The sequence below is a fragment of the Citrobacter sp. Cpo030 genome (assembly GCF_030333005.1).
Taxonomy (GTDB): Bacteria; Pseudomonadota; Gammaproteobacteria; order Enterobacterales; family Enterobacteriaceae; genus Citrobacter; species Citrobacter portucalensis.
Map to the genome: position 1 here is coordinate 20,529 of NZ_JAOWGT010000068.1, position 15,461 is coordinate 35,989.

At 54.3% G+C, this 15,461-nt stretch carries 15 protein-coding genes; 12 read left to right on the forward strand and 3 right to left on the reverse strand.

Annotated features, from left to right (window positions below):
• Nucleotides 1-115: 115 nt before the first annotated feature.
• The gene (proP, locus tag OGY37_RS15075) at nt 116-1,618 is read right to left on the reverse strand and encodes a glycine betaine/L-proline transporter ProP (protein ID WP_003826737.1); all 1,503 of its coding nucleotides are present in this window, start codon (nt 1,616-1,618) and stop codon (nt 116-118) included.
• A gap of 699 nt (nt 1,619-2,317) precedes the next feature.
• Between proP and kdgT the strand changes: the two genes are divergently transcribed.
• Nucleotides 2,318-3,316 carry a 2-keto-3-deoxygluconate transporter gene (gene kdgT / locus OGY37_RS15080; protein WP_003826735.1) on the forward strand — a complete coding sequence of 333 codons (999 nt, stop codon included), beginning with the start codon at nt 2,318-2,320 and terminating at the stop codon, nt 3,314-3,316.
• A 30-nt stretch (nt 3,317-3,346) separates the two neighbouring features.
• Here the strand turns inward: kdgT and OGY37_RS15085 are convergent, their stop codons facing one another.
• Together OGY37_RS15085 and crfC are read right to left on the reverse strand one after the other, a co-directional pair.
• Nucleotides 3,347-4,240 (reverse strand): diguanylate cyclase regulator RdcB family protein, encoded by an 894-nt coding sequence (locus tag OGY37_RS15085; RefSeq protein ID WP_048227455.1) that lies wholly within the window; start codon nt 4,238-4,240, stop codon nt 3,347-3,349.
• Nucleotides 4,237-6,594: a clamp-binding protein CrfC gene (gene crfC, locus OGY37_RS15090; protein WP_286621139.1), complete on the reverse strand. Its 2,358-nt coding sequence runs from the start codon at nt 6,592-6,594 to the stop codon at nt 4,237-4,239. Before crfC ends, OGY37_RS15085 begins: the two co-directional genes overlap by 4 nt.
• A 541-nt stretch (nt 6,595-7,135) precedes the next feature.
• Between crfC and OGY37_RS15095 the strand changes: the two genes are divergently transcribed.
• The 11 genes from OGY37_RS15095 (at nt 7,136) to phnK (ending at nt 15,374) form a co-directional block, all read left to right on the forward strand.
• Nucleotides 7,136-7,471 carry a zinc ribbon domain-containing protein YjdM gene (locus OGY37_RS15095; RefSeq protein WP_003031835.1) on the forward strand — a complete coding sequence of 112 codons (336 nt, stop codon included), beginning with the start codon at nt 7,136-7,138 and terminating at the stop codon, nt 7,469-7,471.
• 139 nt (nt 7,472-7,610) lie between these two features.
• The gene (yjdN, locus tag OGY37_RS15100; RefSeq protein ID WP_048215105.1) at nt 7,611-8,060 is read left to right on the forward strand and encodes a VOC family metalloprotein YjdN; all 450 of its coding nucleotides are present in this window, start codon (nt 7,611-7,613) and stop codon (nt 8,058-8,060) included.
• Nucleotides 8,061-8,192: 132 nt separating this feature from the next.
• Nucleotides 8,193-8,981 (forward strand): phosphonate ABC transporter ATP-binding protein, encoded by a 789-nt coding sequence (gene phnC / locus OGY37_RS15105; RefSeq protein ID WP_286621140.1) that lies wholly within the window; start codon nt 8,193-8,195, stop codon nt 8,979-8,981.
• 23 nt (nt 8,982-9,004) lie between these two features.
• Nucleotides 9,005-10,021 (forward strand): phosphonate ABC transporter substrate-binding protein, encoded by a 1,017-nt coding sequence (gene phnD / locus OGY37_RS15110; RefSeq protein ID WP_003826724.1) that lies wholly within the window; start codon nt 9,005-9,007, stop codon nt 10,019-10,021.
• Between the two features lie 133 nt (nt 10,022-10,154).
• Entirely contained in the window at nt 10,155-10,934 is a 780-nt protein-coding gene (phnE, locus tag OGY37_RS15115) for a phosphonate ABC transporter, permease protein PhnE (protein WP_016155398.1), read from the forward strand.
• Between the two features lie 20 nt (nt 10,935-10,954).
• Nucleotides 10,955-11,680 (forward strand): phosphonate metabolism transcriptional regulator PhnF, encoded by a 726-nt coding sequence (phnF, locus tag OGY37_RS15120; RefSeq protein ID WP_063941252.1) that lies wholly within the window; start codon nt 10,955-10,957, stop codon nt 11,678-11,680.
• The gene (phnG, locus tag OGY37_RS15125; RefSeq protein ID WP_286621141.1) at nt 11,681-12,133 is read left to right on the forward strand and encodes a phosphonate C-P lyase system protein PhnG; all 453 of its coding nucleotides are present in this window, start codon (nt 11,681-11,683) and stop codon (nt 12,131-12,133) included. It abuts the gene before it with no gap.
• The gene (gene phnH, locus OGY37_RS15130) at nt 12,130-12,714 is read left to right on the forward strand and encodes a phosphonate C-P lyase system protein PhnH (protein WP_003826715.1); all 585 of its coding nucleotides are present in this window, start codon (nt 12,130-12,132) and stop codon (nt 12,712-12,714) included. The genes phnG and phnH overlap by 4 nt, the downstream gene beginning before the upstream one ends.
• A complete protein-coding gene (locus tag OGY37_RS15135; RefSeq protein WP_003844770.1) occupies nt 12,714-13,781 on the forward strand; it encodes a carbon-phosphorus lyase complex subunit in 1,068 nt (355 codons plus the stop codon). Before phnH ends, OGY37_RS15135 begins: the two co-directional genes overlap by 1 nt.
• Before the next feature lie 46 nt (nt 13,782-13,827).
• Nucleotides 13,828-14,619: an alpha-D-ribose 1-methylphosphonate 5-phosphate C-P-lyase PhnJ gene (gene phnJ, locus OGY37_RS15140; RefSeq protein WP_049259807.1), complete on the forward strand. Its 792-nt coding sequence runs from the start codon at nt 13,828-13,830 to the stop codon at nt 14,617-14,619.
• Nucleotides 14,616-15,374: a phosphonate C-P lyase system protein PhnK gene (phnK, locus tag OGY37_RS15145; RefSeq protein ID WP_286621143.1), complete on the forward strand. Its 759-nt coding sequence runs from the start codon at nt 14,616-14,618 to the stop codon at nt 15,372-15,374. Before phnJ ends, phnK begins: the two co-directional genes overlap by 4 nt.
• The last annotated feature ends 87 nt before the right edge of the window (nt 15,375-15,461 follow it).

Below are 15,461 nucleotides of genomic sequence, written 5' to 3' on the forward strand. Positions count from 1 at the left end.
AATAACACGAATGTCCAGGCCATGCGCCGGATGGCGGCTAGCGCCTTATCCGGCCTACTGAGTACAACGCTGCCCGTAGGCCTGATAAACGTAGTGCCATCAGGCAATAACACCGTTACTCTTCAATACGCGGATGCTGCTGCACCAGACGCGTGCGCTTAACCTGTAGCTCAGCAATTTCCTGATCGATATCTTCGATTTTCTGTTCAATGTTATCGTAGTGTTCGCCGAGGATCTCTTTCGCTTCCTGAATATCCGAAGCAGCAGGTGTCGCGCCTTTCAGCGGCTGATTAGCCGTCTCTTTCATGGTCACGCCGGTAATCAAACCTACTACCGCAATCACCATCAGATAATAAGCAGGCATCATCAGATTCTGCGAGCTTTCCACCAGCCATGCGGCCAATGTCGGAGTCAGACCGGCGATTAATACCGAGATATTAAACGCGGCGGCCAGCGCACTGTAGCGAATATGCGTCGGGAACATCGCTGGTAACGTTGACGCCATCACCCCGGTAAAGCAGTTGAGGATCACCGCCAACATCAACAATCCGGCGAAAATCAGGCCGATGACGTTACTGTTAATCAGAATAAATGCCGGAATCGCCAGCACAAACAGCGCAATACTGCCCATGATCACAAACGGACGACGCCCGAAGCGGTCGCTGAGCAAACCCATAATCGGCTGCACAAACAGCATACCAATCATGATGGCGATAATAATCAACACGCCGTGGTCTTCAGAGTAATGCAGGTTATGCGACAGATAGCTCGGCATATAGGTGAGCAGCATGTAGTAGGTGACGTTGGTGGCAATCACCAGACCAACACATGCCAACAGGCTGCGCCAGTGCTTAGTTGCAATCTCTTTAAACGAGACCTTAGGACCTTCCTGCAGACCCTGACGATCGCCCTGCTCCAGTTTATCCACGTGCTGCTGGAACGCCGGCGTCTCTTCCAGCGCATGGCGCAGGTACAGACCAATCAGCCCTAACGGTAGCGCCAGGAAGAACGGAATACGCCAGCCCCACTCAAGGAAGTTATCCTCGCCGACGATAGTTGAGATCAGGACCACCACGCCCGCGCCCAGCACAAACCCGGCAATCGAGCCGAAGTCCAGCCAACTGCCCATAAATCCGCGCTTACGGTCTGGCGAGTACTCTGCGACAAAAATCGATGCCCCGGTATACTCTCCGCCGACCGAGAACCCCTGCGCCATCTTACACAGCAACAACAGAATCGGTGCCCAGATACCAATTGAGGCATACGAGGGAATAAGGCCGATACAGAAGGTACTGATCGACATAATCACAATGGTGATAGCGAGTATCTTCTGGCGACCATATTTATCGCCAAGCATACCGAAGAACAATCCGCCAAGCGGTCGAATCAGAAAGGGAACAGAGAAGGTGGCGAGTGCGGCAACCATCTGCACGCTGGGGTCAGCCCCCGGGAAGAACACTTTACCTAATGCGTAAGCAACAAATCCATAAACACCAAAATCGAACCACTCCATCGCATTACCTAACGACGCTGCGGTAATGGCTTTTCGCAATTTACCGTCATCAATGATGGTAACGTCGCGCAGCGTTATTGGTTTTATTTTTTTCCTTTTTAGCATACTCGTCCTCATAGACTTAGCCCTGTCACGCTCCAGTTCGAGTCCCCCAACGCCCATGCGTCAGGGTCATCACCGAGCGGGGAACGCACAGGCGCATTCCCTGTAACAAGCGTAGCAGGTTTACTTACACTGACGAGAAACGCACAGTACAACCGAACCTGTTGACGCCTGATTGGGCGGTTAATGACCTCTTTACCCTAACAGCGTTTAAATTTGTGATCAACTTCACATATAGTTTTTCATTTCGTCAACATGCGTAAATTAGGTCATTCTTAGTCAGCTTTTTTACATGTAATGCTTGCGATTTAATGACAATTAAATACAAAAATAAATCGCTTTATTGCACCAACAATCACAACGGTCACTATTATTCTGCTAGCAAAAAAACCACCTAATCCCTTCACAAAAAGATCACAGCTTTTTTAATAATCAGAGCGACCGAGAACTTTTGCTCGGAATATGTGATGAAGATAACTAAAACATCGTTTTATTTTGATTGAATCAATGTTCCCATGAATGCAAACTAATTCCAGACGCAATATCCCTGGGAGCAGCAACACGCTCAACGTATGCCGCGTTAGATTTTATAAAACAAAGAGATAGCGATTTTCTTTGTTAAGAAACACCAGTAACCATTTGAATTTATTAATTTTTACCCTCTTGCGCGAGTTTTAGCAGCGACAAGACATGAGGACGTTTATGAAAATTAAAGCCACGATTGAACGCATCCCCGGCGGAATGATGTTGATTCCTCTGTTATTAGGCGCAGTGTTAAATACGTTAGCCCCGGATACCGGTGCGTATTTCGGTTCGTTTACCAAAGGAATGATCAGCGGAACGGTACCGATTCTGGCAGTGTGGTTTTTTTGTATCGGCGCATCTATTGATTTACGGGCGACCGGTACGGTATTACGCAAGTCCGGTACGCTGGTAATAACCAAAATAGCCGTAGCGTGGGTAGTGGCAATGATTGCTGCTTCATTTATTCCTGATACCGGTATTCAAACCGGGTTCTTTGCAGGCCTCTCAGTTTTGGCAATTGTCTCCGCAATGGACATGACCAACGGTGGTTTGTACGCCAGCCTGATGAACCAGTACGGCACCAAAGAAGAGTCCGGCGCATTTGTGTTGATGTCTCTGGAATCCGGTCCGTTAATGACCATGGTGATCCTCGGCTCCGCGGGTCTGGCCTCCTTCGAGCCACACCATTTCATCGGCGCGGTATTACCGTTCCTGATTGGTTTTACGTTAGGCAACCTGGATCACGACCTGCGTTCTTTCTTCAGCAAAGCCACACCGGTGCTGATCCCGTTCTTCGGCTTCGCGTTGGGTAACACTATTAACCTGAGCGTGATCGTTGATACCGGTCTGCTGGGTATCCTGCTGGGCGTCGCGGTTATCGTCATCACCGGTATTCCGCTGATTATTGCTGACCGTGTTATTGGTGGCGGGAACGGTACGGCAGGCGTCGCAGCCTCCTCAGCAGCAGGTGCTGCGGTAGCAAACCCGGTGATTATCGCCCAGATTAACCCGGCGTTCGAACCGGTTGCCGCATCCGCTACGGCGCTGGTTGCCGCCAGCGTAATTGTCACCGCCATTCTGGTGCCGATTATCACCGCGCTGTACGCCAAACGTTTTAATAAAAACCTGGTCGCCAACGAAGCAGTGGCCACCCCGGCAGACTCTCTGCACCACTAAACCTGCCTTTATCCTACTCACCAGCCCTGCTCAATTGACGAGCAGGGTCGGTGCAAAAATCTCCTCAACCATCGCATCGACCAGCCGCTTTGCCGAACACAATCGCGGCATTCCCAGCGCCACATTTTGCCAACGCTGCGTCACCGACCAGCTCACAGGATGACGTTGCGCATCGCACCAGCTCCCCAGCCAGCTCAGCATATCGTTATACTCGCCCGATCCGCCGACAGCTGGCGTGCTGAGCCAATGATGATAGTAATGACGCGTAGCGGGCGCTGCATTCACGCTGTCCGCCAATGCCTGAGCAGCCATGGTTCGCAGGTTGTCTTTTAGCATTAACACCACATCGGCATTCGCTAACCGGCAGGCATCACCAAAAGCTCCCCAACGTAGCTCCTCCAGCGCAACAAAACAGCGTCCTGGTAACGACCAGCCGTCATACGCGCCAGCCCGCCAGCGGGTAAAAATTTGTTCGCTATGCTCGCCCGCCTGAACCGTCAGGCCGCGCTGGGTCAGCGCCTTCTCTTTATACGCCGCGCGTTGGGTAAACCAATCAGTCAGTGAATTTATTTGCTGTAAAAGACCGGGGGTTGAAAGCCCACGCGGGTGTTCTGTTTGTTGCAAAAACATTAGCCCTTCGGCGATCCGTACCAGCGCCAGATGACCCGGGTCAATCATGCCTGCCAGCTTCTCCACCAGCTTAAGGCGCATCACCAGATGCTCGCTGGACACTCCCGCCATCACCCACGCACGCAGTTGCGTTTGGGATAACACTTCCTGCGTCAGACGCGCACGCAGCCGCTTCTGCTGTTGCAGAAAACCGCCGGAACGTTTGGTTTCATCTCCCTGAACCAGATCGACCATAAACTTCGGGTAGACACACTCCAGCGTCCTCCCGGGGCCTTCCAGTAAAACGTTAGTCATGTGTGCTCGGTTGCAAAAAGGGTATTGATATCGTCACGCAGCAATCGGGAATCTTCATAAAGCCATGCCGCAATCGTAATGCGCTGCTGCAATTGCTCATTCATTGCATTCACCGCCGATTCATTTTGTTGGCGTAGCGTCAGGCTCTCACTCAGACTCGCCTGCAATTGCGCCAGGCACAGAGAGAAATCAGCAAAAAATGTGGCCATGCCAGCCGTAACGGAGATATCGACCTGAGCAGCTAAAGCTTTACGAATTTGTTGGCAAAACTGGGAGACGTACTGCACAAGGTTTTTATGCAATGCGCCCATATCAATGAGATAACGCGTTTTTGTTTCGACGTAATCATTCCATCCCCAGTTGGGTTGATTTAGCCAACGAGAGAAAGTGTCACGCACCACACCGCCAGTAGACGGCGCATTTTCTGCCGGGATATCCTGCTCAATGGCCTCGTTAAACAATTGGCGGGTATTGAAATTAAACATCGCCGTATGGAACGCTGGAAAACGGATCCGCGCACGAAAACCGGCGTGGTTTAGCTCCTCTTTCACCCTTTGCTCAATTGGCCGCATCGCGTCATTTAGCGCCCGGGAGAGAGTCGACTCAAGCTGTTCAAAACGCAGGGCTAAGTCCCGGCTGATGCTTTCCTGCGCCGCCAGCAATACCCCCTCACAGGATGAGCGAATTTTATCTAACACGATTTTCGCCTGCCCTTCATCATGCAGCACCAACATCTCTCCGGCCATTTCTGCCGTATTCACAGCATTCCCCAGACCGTGTTGTGACATCATCAGGACGTTATCTTTGACAAAGAACGTATTGATACCGCAAAGAATCTCAGTCTGTTGCTCACTGAGATAGGCAGCGGCAGCCTCCAGCGCCAGTTCTACTTCATGGCTGACTTCATCGCTCACCCGCCCCTGGCTCACTTCTAACTGCTGCATATCCTCTTCAATATGCGTGATGTTCAGCCGCAGTTTGTCATAGGCGACCGTTAACCCGTGGGCGCGAAATTCCAGATATTCGTGCACGCTTTGTGCATAGTTCAATAACTTATGTGACGCAGAGCGAAGCGCATACAACGAAGCATTAGCATAAGCGGCGTGGATCACTTTCTGGATCGGCTGTTCAAACAGCGAGTCTTCCCACAACAGGTCGGCGGCATGGCGGATGTGTTCCGTATCGTCAAGATCGGTGGTGCGCCAGCGTCTGCCAAGCGCCGCTTCGGCAAAATCCTGCACCCAACGTTGCTCCTGATGATCCGGCAGTCGCCCGCGCGTCGCCAGCTCATGACGCGCCCTGTTTGCCAGATAGCCCCACATTGAGGAGACCGGATAAATTCTTTCAGGGGCGATTCCGCCTTGCATCAATGTGCCGGAAATCAACGCCCGCACCTGGTCTTCATCGTCACTGTTGCGGTCTTTCTGATCGAACTTGTTCACCAGCGCATACAGAGGAACTGACTTGCCGACCGCCATAATCGCCTGACGCACTTCCTCATCGGAAATCGATTTCAGTTGGGTGTAATCCAACACCGCCAGCACCGCAGAGGCCCGCACCAGCTGTTCATTGAGCATTTTTTGTAAGTGCGGTTGTCCCGCCTCGTTCGGCCCCGGCGTATCCAGCAGCGTTAATTGCCCTGGGTAGCTTGCCTGTCCAGCCAAATGGACAAATTCAACCTCAATAACCGGAATATGCTCAATCGCAGCATAGGCAGCAAAAGGAAAATCAACATCCAATGCTTTTGACAGGCGCACCAGGTCGTTGAGGCTTTTAAGACAATGGAAAATAGGCTGTGCGCCAAGATAATACCGTTCAAATGCCACACCATTTTCAATATGTTGCAGCAGGACATTCATATCCTTGTCAATTTCCAGGGTCTGCGTAAGACGCAGGCGATCGCACTCGCGCACGCGTTGCTGCAAAACCTTCATTAAGGCATCGATCGGCGCGACATGTGAAAAATGCAGCACCGGCTCTTTCTGCCCCGGCGTATGGCGTATTAGCGTTGGTAACGCCGTCATGGGGCGATTACGATTAGGTAAAACTTCTGTACCTACAATGGCATTAATCGTCGTCGATTTTCCCGCTTTCATCGTGCCAACAATCGCCAGCACCATTTCCAGACGCGTAATCTTGCGCAGCTCATTATTGAGCGTTGCTTGCTGGACATCCATGCCACGCGCGCTGAAATGCAGGGGCTGAACAACCTGACTGCTATGCTCTCCTTGTTTTAGCGCGACATCATCCAACGAGGTCACGGGCAATTTTTGCAATTGCCTGAGATGTTCAAGCGAGAGCATCAGCAAGCGTTCCGCTTCCTGACTTAATTCATATATTGTCTGTGTGTGCATGGAAAATTTTTCCTTAACGCAAATGGCATTGCTTTTATTTAGCCCAATCGTTTTATTTATAGATTTTTTGGCTTTTATAATTACGTATAGAAATAATTAAAATCAAAACAACCAATTGATATTATTAAAATAAATTTGGTGTATAACCGCTGGCCTGATGCCTCTCACTTATGAAAATAAGTAAGAAAGATAAACAGCGTAGTTCAGTTTTAAAAAATGCCAGCGGAATCCCCCTACTAAATTTAAGGGGTTCAATGATATTCAATCACAATGACTTAGGCATTTCTAAGCAATGTTACCTATGAATATCAGATATTTCGCCTCACCTTATCTTAAATATCTAAGCGTAGCAATTTCCCTTAAAAAATATTCCGCCATACTTTCATTGAGGTGAAAGCAGAGGGTCTTTACAGCAGATCATTTTGCGTAATCACGCAGTAGTCCCGACAAAAGCAGGGATTTTATGTATAATTGCGGCCTTTTTCGGCAATCTGCCATTTTTTGGGCGCATTTGCCCCTGCTGACTTTTGAGGAAATCCACATGTCATTACCACACTGCCCGCAATGCAACTCCGAATACACTTACGAAGATAACGGCATGTTCATCTGCCCGGAATGCGCTCACGAATGGAACGATGCTGAACCGGCGCAGGACAGCGACGAACTGATCGTTAAAGATGCCAACGGCAACCTGCTGGCTGACGGCGACAGCGTTACCGTCGTGAAAGATCTGAAAGTAAAAGGTAGCTCTTCCATGCTGAAGATCGGTACCAAAGTGAAAAACATTCGTCTGGTTGAAGGCGACCACAACATCGATTGCAAAATCGATGGCTTTGGCCCAATGAAGCTGAAATCTGAGTTTGTGAAAAAGAACTGATGCAATTTGCCTGATAGCGCGACGCTAATCAGGTCAACACCAGCTCTTCTGCCAGGCGGGAAGCTCATACTTCCCGCCTGGTTTATTTTTGCAGACGCTAACTACACTTAATTGGCTTCTTTTACCTGAGGTAAAGATTATGCCGTTAAGTCCCTATATCTCCTTTGCAGGCAACTGCGCTGACGCTATCGCCTACTATCAAAAAACGTTAGGCGCTGAGCTACTCTACAAAATCAACTTCGGTGAAATGCCCAAATCGGCGCAGGAAAGCGAAGATGGTTGCCCTTCAGGCATGAAATTCCCCGACACCGCCATCGCCCACGCCAACCTGCGCGTTGCGGGCAGTGACATCATGATGAGCGATAGCGCCCCGGACGGAAATGCTCACTACTCTGGCTTCACGCTGGTGCTCGACACGCAAAACGTCGATGAAGGCAAACGCTGGTTTGATAACCTGGCAGCAAACGGAAAAATCGAAATGGACTGGCAGGAAACCTTCTGGGCCCACGGTTTCGGTAAAGTGAGCGACCAGTATGGCGTGCCGTGGATGATCAACGTCGTCAAACAACAGCAACCCCCTACAGAGTAATCCAACGGGAGGCCAGCCCTCCCGTACTGTCATCAAATAGCGCTCAACTCTTCATCGTCGAGTAACCATCCCTTAACGAAAACGTCACATTAATCCGCCACGATGGGGCCACTTTTTTAGGGAGGCCGCATCATGCAAACGATTATTCGCGTCGAGAAACTCTCCAAGTCCTTCAATCAACATCAGGCGCTCAATGCGGTTGATCTGAACATCTGTTCCGGTGAGATGGTGGCTCTGCTTGGGCCGTCTGACTCCGGCAAATCCACCCTTTTACGTCATTTAAGCGGTTTGATCACCGGTGATAAATCCCCCGGTAGCCGCGTCGAGCTGCTGGGCCGCACCGTTCAACATGAAGGCCGCCTGGCGCGCGATATCCGCAAAAGCCGCGCCCACACCGGCTACATCTTCCAGCAGTTCAATCTGGTGAACCGCCTGACGGTGCTGGAGAACGTCCTGATTGGCGCGCTCGGCAGCACGCCATTCTGGCGTACCTGTTTTAGCTGGTTTAGCCAGGAACAAAAACAGCGTGCATTACAGGCGCTGACCCGCGTGGGCATGGCGCACTTTGCATACCAGCGCGTTTCCACGCTTTCGGGCGGTCAGCAGCAGCGTGTCGCAATCGCCCGCGCACTGATGCAGCAGGCCAAAGTGATCCTCGCCGACGAGCCGATAGCCTCGCTGGACCCGGAATCCGCCCGCATCGTGATGGACACCCTACGCGACATAAACCAGACCGACGGCATCACCGTGGTCGTCACGCTGCATCAGGTGGATTACGCCCTGCGCTACTGCGAACGCATCGTCGCGCTGCGCCAGGGCAACGTCTTCTTTGATGGCAGCAGCCAGCATTTTGATAACGATCGTTTTGACCATCTCTACCGCAGCATGAACCGCATCGAACAGAGCGCGCAGGCTGCCTGACATCCCCACAATGAGGAATGGAAATGAGTTATAGAACAATTGCCGCGCTGGCCTTCACCAGCATGTTTAGTCTCAGCACACTGCTCACCCCGGCCCATGCCGAAGAGCAGGAAAAAGCGCTGAACTTTGGCATTATTTCGACCGAATCACAGCAAAACCTGAAGCCGCAGTGGGAACCGTTCCTGAAGGACATGGAAAAATCACTGGGCGTGAAAGTGAACGCCTTCTTCGCCCCGGACTACGCCGGGATCATCCAGGGAATGCGCTTTAACAAAGTTGATATCGCCTGGTACGGCAACCTCTCGGCAATGGAAGCGGTGGATCGCGCTAACGGACAAGTGTTTGCCCAGACCGTCGCCGCCGACGGATCCCCGGGTTACTGGAGCGTGTTGATCGTTAACAAAGACAGTCCGATCAATAACCTGAACGATCTGATCGCTAAACGTAAGGATCTGACCTTCGGCAACGGCGATCCTAACTCAACGTCAGGCTTCCTCGTCCCCGGCTACTACGTCTTCGCCAAAAACAACATCTCCGCCAGCGACTTCAAACGCACCGTTAACGCCGGACACGAAACCAACGCGCTGGCCGTCGCCAACAAGCAGGTCGATGTCGCCACCAACAACACCGAAAACCTCGACAAGCTGAAAACTTCCGCGCCGGAAAAACTGAAAGAGCTGAAGGTTATCTGGAAGTCGCCACTGATCCCGGGCGATCCGATCGTCTGGCGTAAAAACCTTTCCGAAACCACCAAGGACAAGGTGTACGACTTCTTTATGAATTACGGAAAAACACCGGAACAGAAAACCGTACTGGAACGCCTGGGATGGGCACCGTTCCGCGCCTCCAGCGATCTGCAACTGGTGCCGATTCGCCAGCTGGCGCTGTTTAAAGAGATGCAGGGTGTGAAGGACAACAAAGGGCTGAACGAGGAAGAGAAAACCAGCAAAACCTCGGTGCTGAAAGCGCAGCTCGATGACCTTGACCGTCTGACCGCCGCACTGGGCGCTATGACCAGCGTCACCAAAGCGGTGCAGTAACCCTGGTGCCCAAATTGTAGGCCTGATAAGCGCAGCGCCATCAGGCAATGCAAAGGATTACATGCCGGATGGCGGTGCCAGCACCTTATCCGGCCTACAACAGACCCGAAACATCGACACCCAGGAGCTAAACATGCAAACCATCACCGTCGCCCCGCCCAAACGTAGCTGGTTCTCGTTGCTGAGCTGGGCCATTCTTCTCGCCGTACTGGTAGTCTCGTGGAAAGGTGCCGAAATGGCTCCGCTCACGCTAATCCAGGATTCCGGCAATATGGCGACCTTCGCCGCCGACTTCTTCCCGCCGGACTTCAGCCAGTGGCAGGACTATCTCGGTGAAATGGCCGTCACTCTGCAAATTGCCGTCTGGGGTACCGCCCTCGCCGTTGTGCTGTCGATCCCCTTCGGCCTGATGTGCGCCGATAACCTGGTCCCGTGGTGGATTTACCAGCCGATGCGTCGCCTGATGGACGCCTGCCGCGCCATCAATGAAATGGTCTTCGCCATGCTGTTCGTGGTCGCCGTCGGGTTAGGCCCATTCGCCGGGGTGATGGCGCTGTTTATCCACACTACCGGGGTACTCTCCAAGCTGCTTTCCGAAGCAGTAGAAGCTATTGAGCCAGGTCCGGTAGAAGGCATTCGCGCCACCGGTGCCAACAAAATTGAAGAGATTCTGTACGGCGTTCTGCCGCAGGTCATGCCGCTGCTTATCTCCTACTCGCTGTATCGCTTTGAATCCAACGTTCGCTCGGCCACGGTGGTCGGAATGGTGGGTGCAGGCGGTATTGGCGTGACCTTATGGGAAGCGATTCGCGGCTTTCAGTTCCAGCAAACCTGCGCCCTGATGGTGTTAATCATCGTCACCGTCAGCCTGCTGGATTTTCTTTCCCAGCGTTTGCGTAAGCACTTTATCTGATTAGCGAGGCATTGATTGCTATGCACTTGTCTACACATCCGACCAGTTATCCAACGCGTTATCAGGAAATTGCCGCGAGACTTGAGCAGGAGCTACGTCAACATTATCGCTGCGGTGACTATCTGCCCGCCGAGCATCAGCTTGCCGCGCGCTACGAGGTAAACCGCCACACCCTGCGCCGCGCCATTGACCAGTTGGTTGAACGCGGTTGGGTTCAGCGTCGTCAGGGCGTCGGCGTGCTGGTGCTGATGCGCCCGTTCGATTACCCGCTTAATGCCCAGGCGCGCTTTAGTCAGAATCTGCTGGACCAGGGCAGCCATCCCACCAGCGAAAAACTGCTGGCGGTGCTGCGTCCGGCCTCCAGCCACATTGCCGATGCGCTCAGCATAAACGAGGGCGATAACGTGATTCACCTGCGCACCCTGCGCCGGGTTAACGGCATCGCACTGTGCCAGATCGACCACTATTTTTCCGACCTCTCGCTGTGGCCGCTGCTGCAAGGCTTCAACAGCGGTTCGCTGCATGACTACCTGCGCGAACAGTCCGGTCTGAGGCTGCTACGCACGCAAACGCGCATCAGCGCCCGCCGTGCGCAGGCCAAAGAGAGCAAGGTGCTGGAAATCCCCAATATGGCGCCGCTGCTGTGCGTGCGCACCCTGAACCACCGTGAAGGCGAAGAACACGCGGCGGAATACTCCGTCAGCCTGACCCGCGCCGACATGATCGAATTCACTATGGAGCACTGAATGCATTTCGATACCGCCACCCGCCAGCGCTGGATGCGCGCGCTGGCATACAGCAATGCCGATGTCCTGAACGCCCGCATCACCGCGCTCAAGCTGACGCCGGACTATGAACTTATCCGCGCTTCGGAAAGCGGACTGATGCAGATCCAGGCCCGTATGGGCGGTACCGGCAACCGCTTCTTTGCCGGTGACACCACCCTTACCCGCGCAGTGGTACGCCTGAAGAGCGGCACGCTGGGTTACAGCTACCTGCTGGGACGCAACAAACAACATGCCGAGCAGTGCGCGGTGATTGACGCGCTGCTGCAGGAACAAACGCATTTCCAGAACCTAATGGAAACCTTAATTGCCCCGCTGGAAGCGGAACGCGATGCGCTGATTAACGCACGCCGTGCCGAAGTCAACGCCAGCCGGGTCGACTTCTTCACGCTGGTACGCGGAGATAACGCATGACTTTACAGACCGCTTTTAATTTACCCGTTCAGGATGCTCAGCAGAGCTTTCGTCGCCTGCTGAAAGCCATGAGCGAACCGGGCGTAATCGTCGCCCTGCATCAACTGAAACACGGCTGGCAGCCGCTGGGTCTGGCGACCACCAGCGTGCTGCTGACCCTGGTCGATGGCGACACGCCGGTCTGGCTGGCGCCGTCGATGGATAACGATATTGCCCGCCAGAACCTGCGTTTTCATACCAACGCGCCGCTGGTGGATCAGCCGCAGCTGGCGGCCTTTGCCGTCGCCGACGAGCGCATCAGCAGCGAACAGCTTAACGCCCTCTCCGCCGGTTCAGCCGTCGCGCCAGAGACCAGCGCCACGCTGATTGTGCAGGTCGCAGGCTTAAGCGGCGGACGTATGCTGCGTCTGACCGGTGCGGGCATTGCCGAAGAGCGCATGATCGCGCCACAGCTGCCGGAATGCCTGATTCACGAACTCACCGAACGCCCGCACCCGTTCCCACTGGGGGTCGATTTGATCCTCACCTGCGGTGAACGCCTGCTGGCTATTCCGCGAACCACCCATGTGGAGGTGTGCTGATGTACGTCGCCGTCAAAGGGGGCGAAAAGGCGATAGCCAACGCCCACGCCCTACAGGAAAACCGACGCCGGGGCGATGAGACCATTGCTGAACTGAGCGTGGCACAAATCGAACAGCAGATGAACCTGGCCGTTGACCGGGTGATGACCGAAGGCGGCATCGCCGACCGCGAACTGGCGGCGCTGGCGCTGAAGCAGGCCAGCGGTGATAACGTCGAAGCCATCTTCTTGCTCCGCGCCTACCGCACTACGCTGGCAAAAGTGGCGGTCAGTGAACCGGTTAACAGCGCAGAGATGCGCCTTGAGCGCCGAATCTCGGCGGTCTACAAGGATATTCCCGGCGGGCAGCTGTTGGGACCAACCTATGATTACACCCATCGCCTGCTGGATTTTACCCTGCTGGCCAATGGCGAAACGCCGCCTCTACGCAGCGCAGACGGCGCGCAGGATGCCTCCCCACACGTCTTTTCCCTTCTGGCCAACCAGGGACTGGCAAAGCGTGAAGAGGATGATGGCGCGACACCCGACGACATCACCCGCACGCCGCCGGTTTACCCCTGCTCACGCGCTTCACGTCTGCAGCAGCTGATGCGCGGCGACGAAGGCTATTTGCTGGCGCTGGCCTACTCCACCCAGCGCGGCTACGGGCGCAACCACCCGTTTGCCGCCGAAATTCGTAGCGGCTATGTGGCACTGGAAACCGTACCGGAAGAGCTGGGATTTGCGGTGAACGTCGGCGAACTGCTGATGACCGAATGTGAAATGGTCAATGGGTTTGTCGCACCAGAAAACGAATCCCCCCATTTCACCCGCGGCTACGGGCTGGTGTTCGGTATGAGCGAACGTAAAGCGATGGCGATGGCGCTGGTGGACCGCGCTCTACAGGCAGCCGAATACGATGAAACGGTCACAGGACCGGCGCAGGACGAAGAGTTCGTGCTGGCGCATGCGGATAACGTCGAGGCGGCGGGTTTTGTTTCGCACCTCAAACTTCCCCATTACGTCGATTTCCAGGCCGAACTGGAACTGCTCAAACGCCTGCAACAGGAGGCCACCCGTGACCACTAACCTCTCCGGCTACAACTTTGCCTATCTTGATGAGCAGACCAAACGCATGATCCGCCGCGCAATTCTGAAAGCGGTGGCAATCCCGGGTTACCAGGTCCCGTTTGGCGGACGTGAAATGCCGATGCCCTACGGCTGGGGAACCGGCGGTATTCAGCTTACCGCCAGCGTGATTGGCGAGCCGGACGTGCTGAAGGTGATTGACCAGGGCGCAGACGACACCACTAACGCCGTGTCGATTCGTAATTTCTTCAAGCGTGTAACCGGAGTGAATACCACTGAGCGTACGGAAGATGCAACGCTGATCCAGACCCGCCACCGCATCCCGGAAACGCCGCTGGTGGAAGATCAGATAATCATCTTCCAGGTACCGATCCCTGAGCCGCTGCGCTTTATCGAACCGCGTGAAACGGAAACTCGTACCATGCACGCGCTGGAAGAGTACGGCATCATGCAGGTGAAACTGTATGAAGATATCGCCCGCTTCGGCCATATCGCCACCACTTACGCCTATCCGGTGAAGGTCAATGACCGCTACGTCATGGACCCGTCGCCCATCCCGAAATTCGACAATCCAAAGATGGACATGATGCCGGCCCTGCAACTGTTTGGCGCTGGCCGCGAAAAGCGTATCTATGCCGTTCCACCTTACACCCGCGTGGAAAGCCTCGATTTCGACGATCACCCGTTTACCGTGCAGAGCTGGGATGAGCCTTGTGCCATCTGCGGCTCAACCCACAGCTATCTCGATGAAGTGGTGCTCGATGACACCGGCAAACGCATGTTTGTCTGCTCCGACACCGACTACTGCCGCCAACAGAGCGAGGCCCTCAGCAAATGACGCAACCGCTGCTTTCAGTCAACAACCTGACCCATCTCTACGCGCCGGGCAAGGGCTTCAGCGATGTCTCTTTTGACCTGTGGCCAGGCGAAGTGCTGGGCATCGTCGGCGAGTCCGGTTCCGGCAAAACCACGCTGCTGAAATCGATCTCTTCACGGCTGACGCCGCAGAGCGGTGAGATTTTGTATCAGAACCGTTCGCTGTACGACATGAACGAGGCCGACCGTCGCCGTCTGCTGCGCACCGAATGGGGCGTGGTGCATCAGCATCCGCTGGATGGCCTGCGCCGTCAGGTCTCCGCAGGCGGCAATATCGGCGAACGCCTGATGGCCACCGGCGCGCGTCACTACGGTGACATCCGCGCCACCGCTCAGCGCTGGCTGGAGGAGGTAGAGATCCCTGCCTCGCGTATCGACGATCTGCCCACCACCTTTTCTGGCGGCATGCAGCAGCGCCTTCAGATTGCCCGCAACCTCGTCACCCATCCCAAACTGGTGTTTATGGACGAACCTACCGGCGGGCTGGACGTTTCGGTACAGGCCAAACTGCTGGACCTGCTGCGCGGCCTGGTGGTGGAACTGGATCTGGCGGTAGTGATTGTCACCCACGATTTGGGCGTCGCACGCCTGCTGGCCAACCGTTTGCTGGTGATGAAGCAAGGTCAGGTGGTGGAAAGTGGGTTAACCGATCGCGTGCTCGACGATCCGCATCATCCATATACCCAGTTGCTGGTGTCGTCGGTGTTGCAGAACTGATTTTTTGTTGTGCCGGATGGCGGCTATGCCTTATCCGGCCTACGGAGCGGCATCGCTTGTGCCGGATGGCGGCTACGCCTTATCCGG

What these genes read in the sequence shown, in the direction of transcription:
- proP (WP_003826737.1), bottom strand. Translation starts at nt 1,618, where the DNA reads ATGCTAAAAAGGAAAAAAATAAAACCAATAACGCTGCGCGACGTTACC.
- kdgT (WP_003826735.1), top strand. Translation starts at nt 2,318, where the DNA reads ATGAAAATTAAAGCCACGATTGAACGCATCCCCGGCGGAATGATGTTG.
- phnC (WP_286621140.1), top strand. Translation starts at nt 8,193, where the DNA reads ATGCAAACGATTATTCGCGTCGAGAAACTCTCCAAGTCCTTCAATCAA.
- phnD (WP_003826724.1), top strand. Translation starts at nt 9,005, where the DNA reads ATGAGTTATAGAACAATTGCCGCGCTGGCCTTCACCAGCATGTTTAGT.
- phnG (WP_286621141.1), top strand. Translation starts at nt 11,681, where the DNA reads ATGCATTTCGATACCGCCACCCGCCAGCGCTGGATGCGCGCGCTGGCA.
- phnF (WP_063941252.1), top strand. Translation starts at nt 10,955, where the DNA reads ATGCACTTGTCTACACATCCGACCAGTTATCCAACGCGTTATCAGGAA.
- phnH (WP_003826715.1), top strand. Translation starts at nt 12,130, where the DNA reads ATGACTTTACAGACCGCTTTTAATTTACCCGTTCAGGATGCTCAGCAG.
- phnE (WP_016155398.1), top strand. Translation starts at nt 10,155, where the DNA reads ATGCAAACCATCACCGTCGCCCCGCCCAAACGTAGCTGGTTCTCGTTG.
- yjdN (WP_048215105.1), top strand. Translation starts at nt 7,611, where the DNA reads ATGCCGTTAAGTCCCTATATCTCCTTTGCAGGCAACTGCGCTGACGCT.
- OGY37_RS15135 (WP_003844770.1), top strand. Translation starts at nt 12,714, where the DNA reads ATGTACGTCGCCGTCAAAGGGGGCGAAAAGGCGATAGCCAACGCCCAC.
- phnJ (WP_049259807.1), top strand. Translation starts at nt 13,828, where the DNA reads ATGATCCGCCGCGCAATTCTGAAAGCGGTGGCAATCCCGGGTTACCAG.
- phnK (WP_286621143.1), top strand. Translation starts at nt 14,616, where the DNA reads ATGACGCAACCGCTGCTTTCAGTCAACAACCTGACCCATCTCTACGCG.
- OGY37_RS15085 (WP_048227455.1), bottom strand. Translation starts at nt 4,240, where the DNA reads ATGACTAACGTTTTACTGGAAGGCCCCGGGAGGACGCTGGAGTGTGTC.
- crfC (WP_286621139.1), bottom strand. Translation starts at nt 6,594, where the DNA reads ATGCACACACAGACAATATATGAATTAAGTCAGGAAGCGGAACGCTTG.
- OGY37_RS15095 (WP_003031835.1), top strand. Translation starts at nt 7,136, where the DNA reads ATGTCATTACCACACTGCCCGCAATGCAACTCCGAATACACTTACGAA.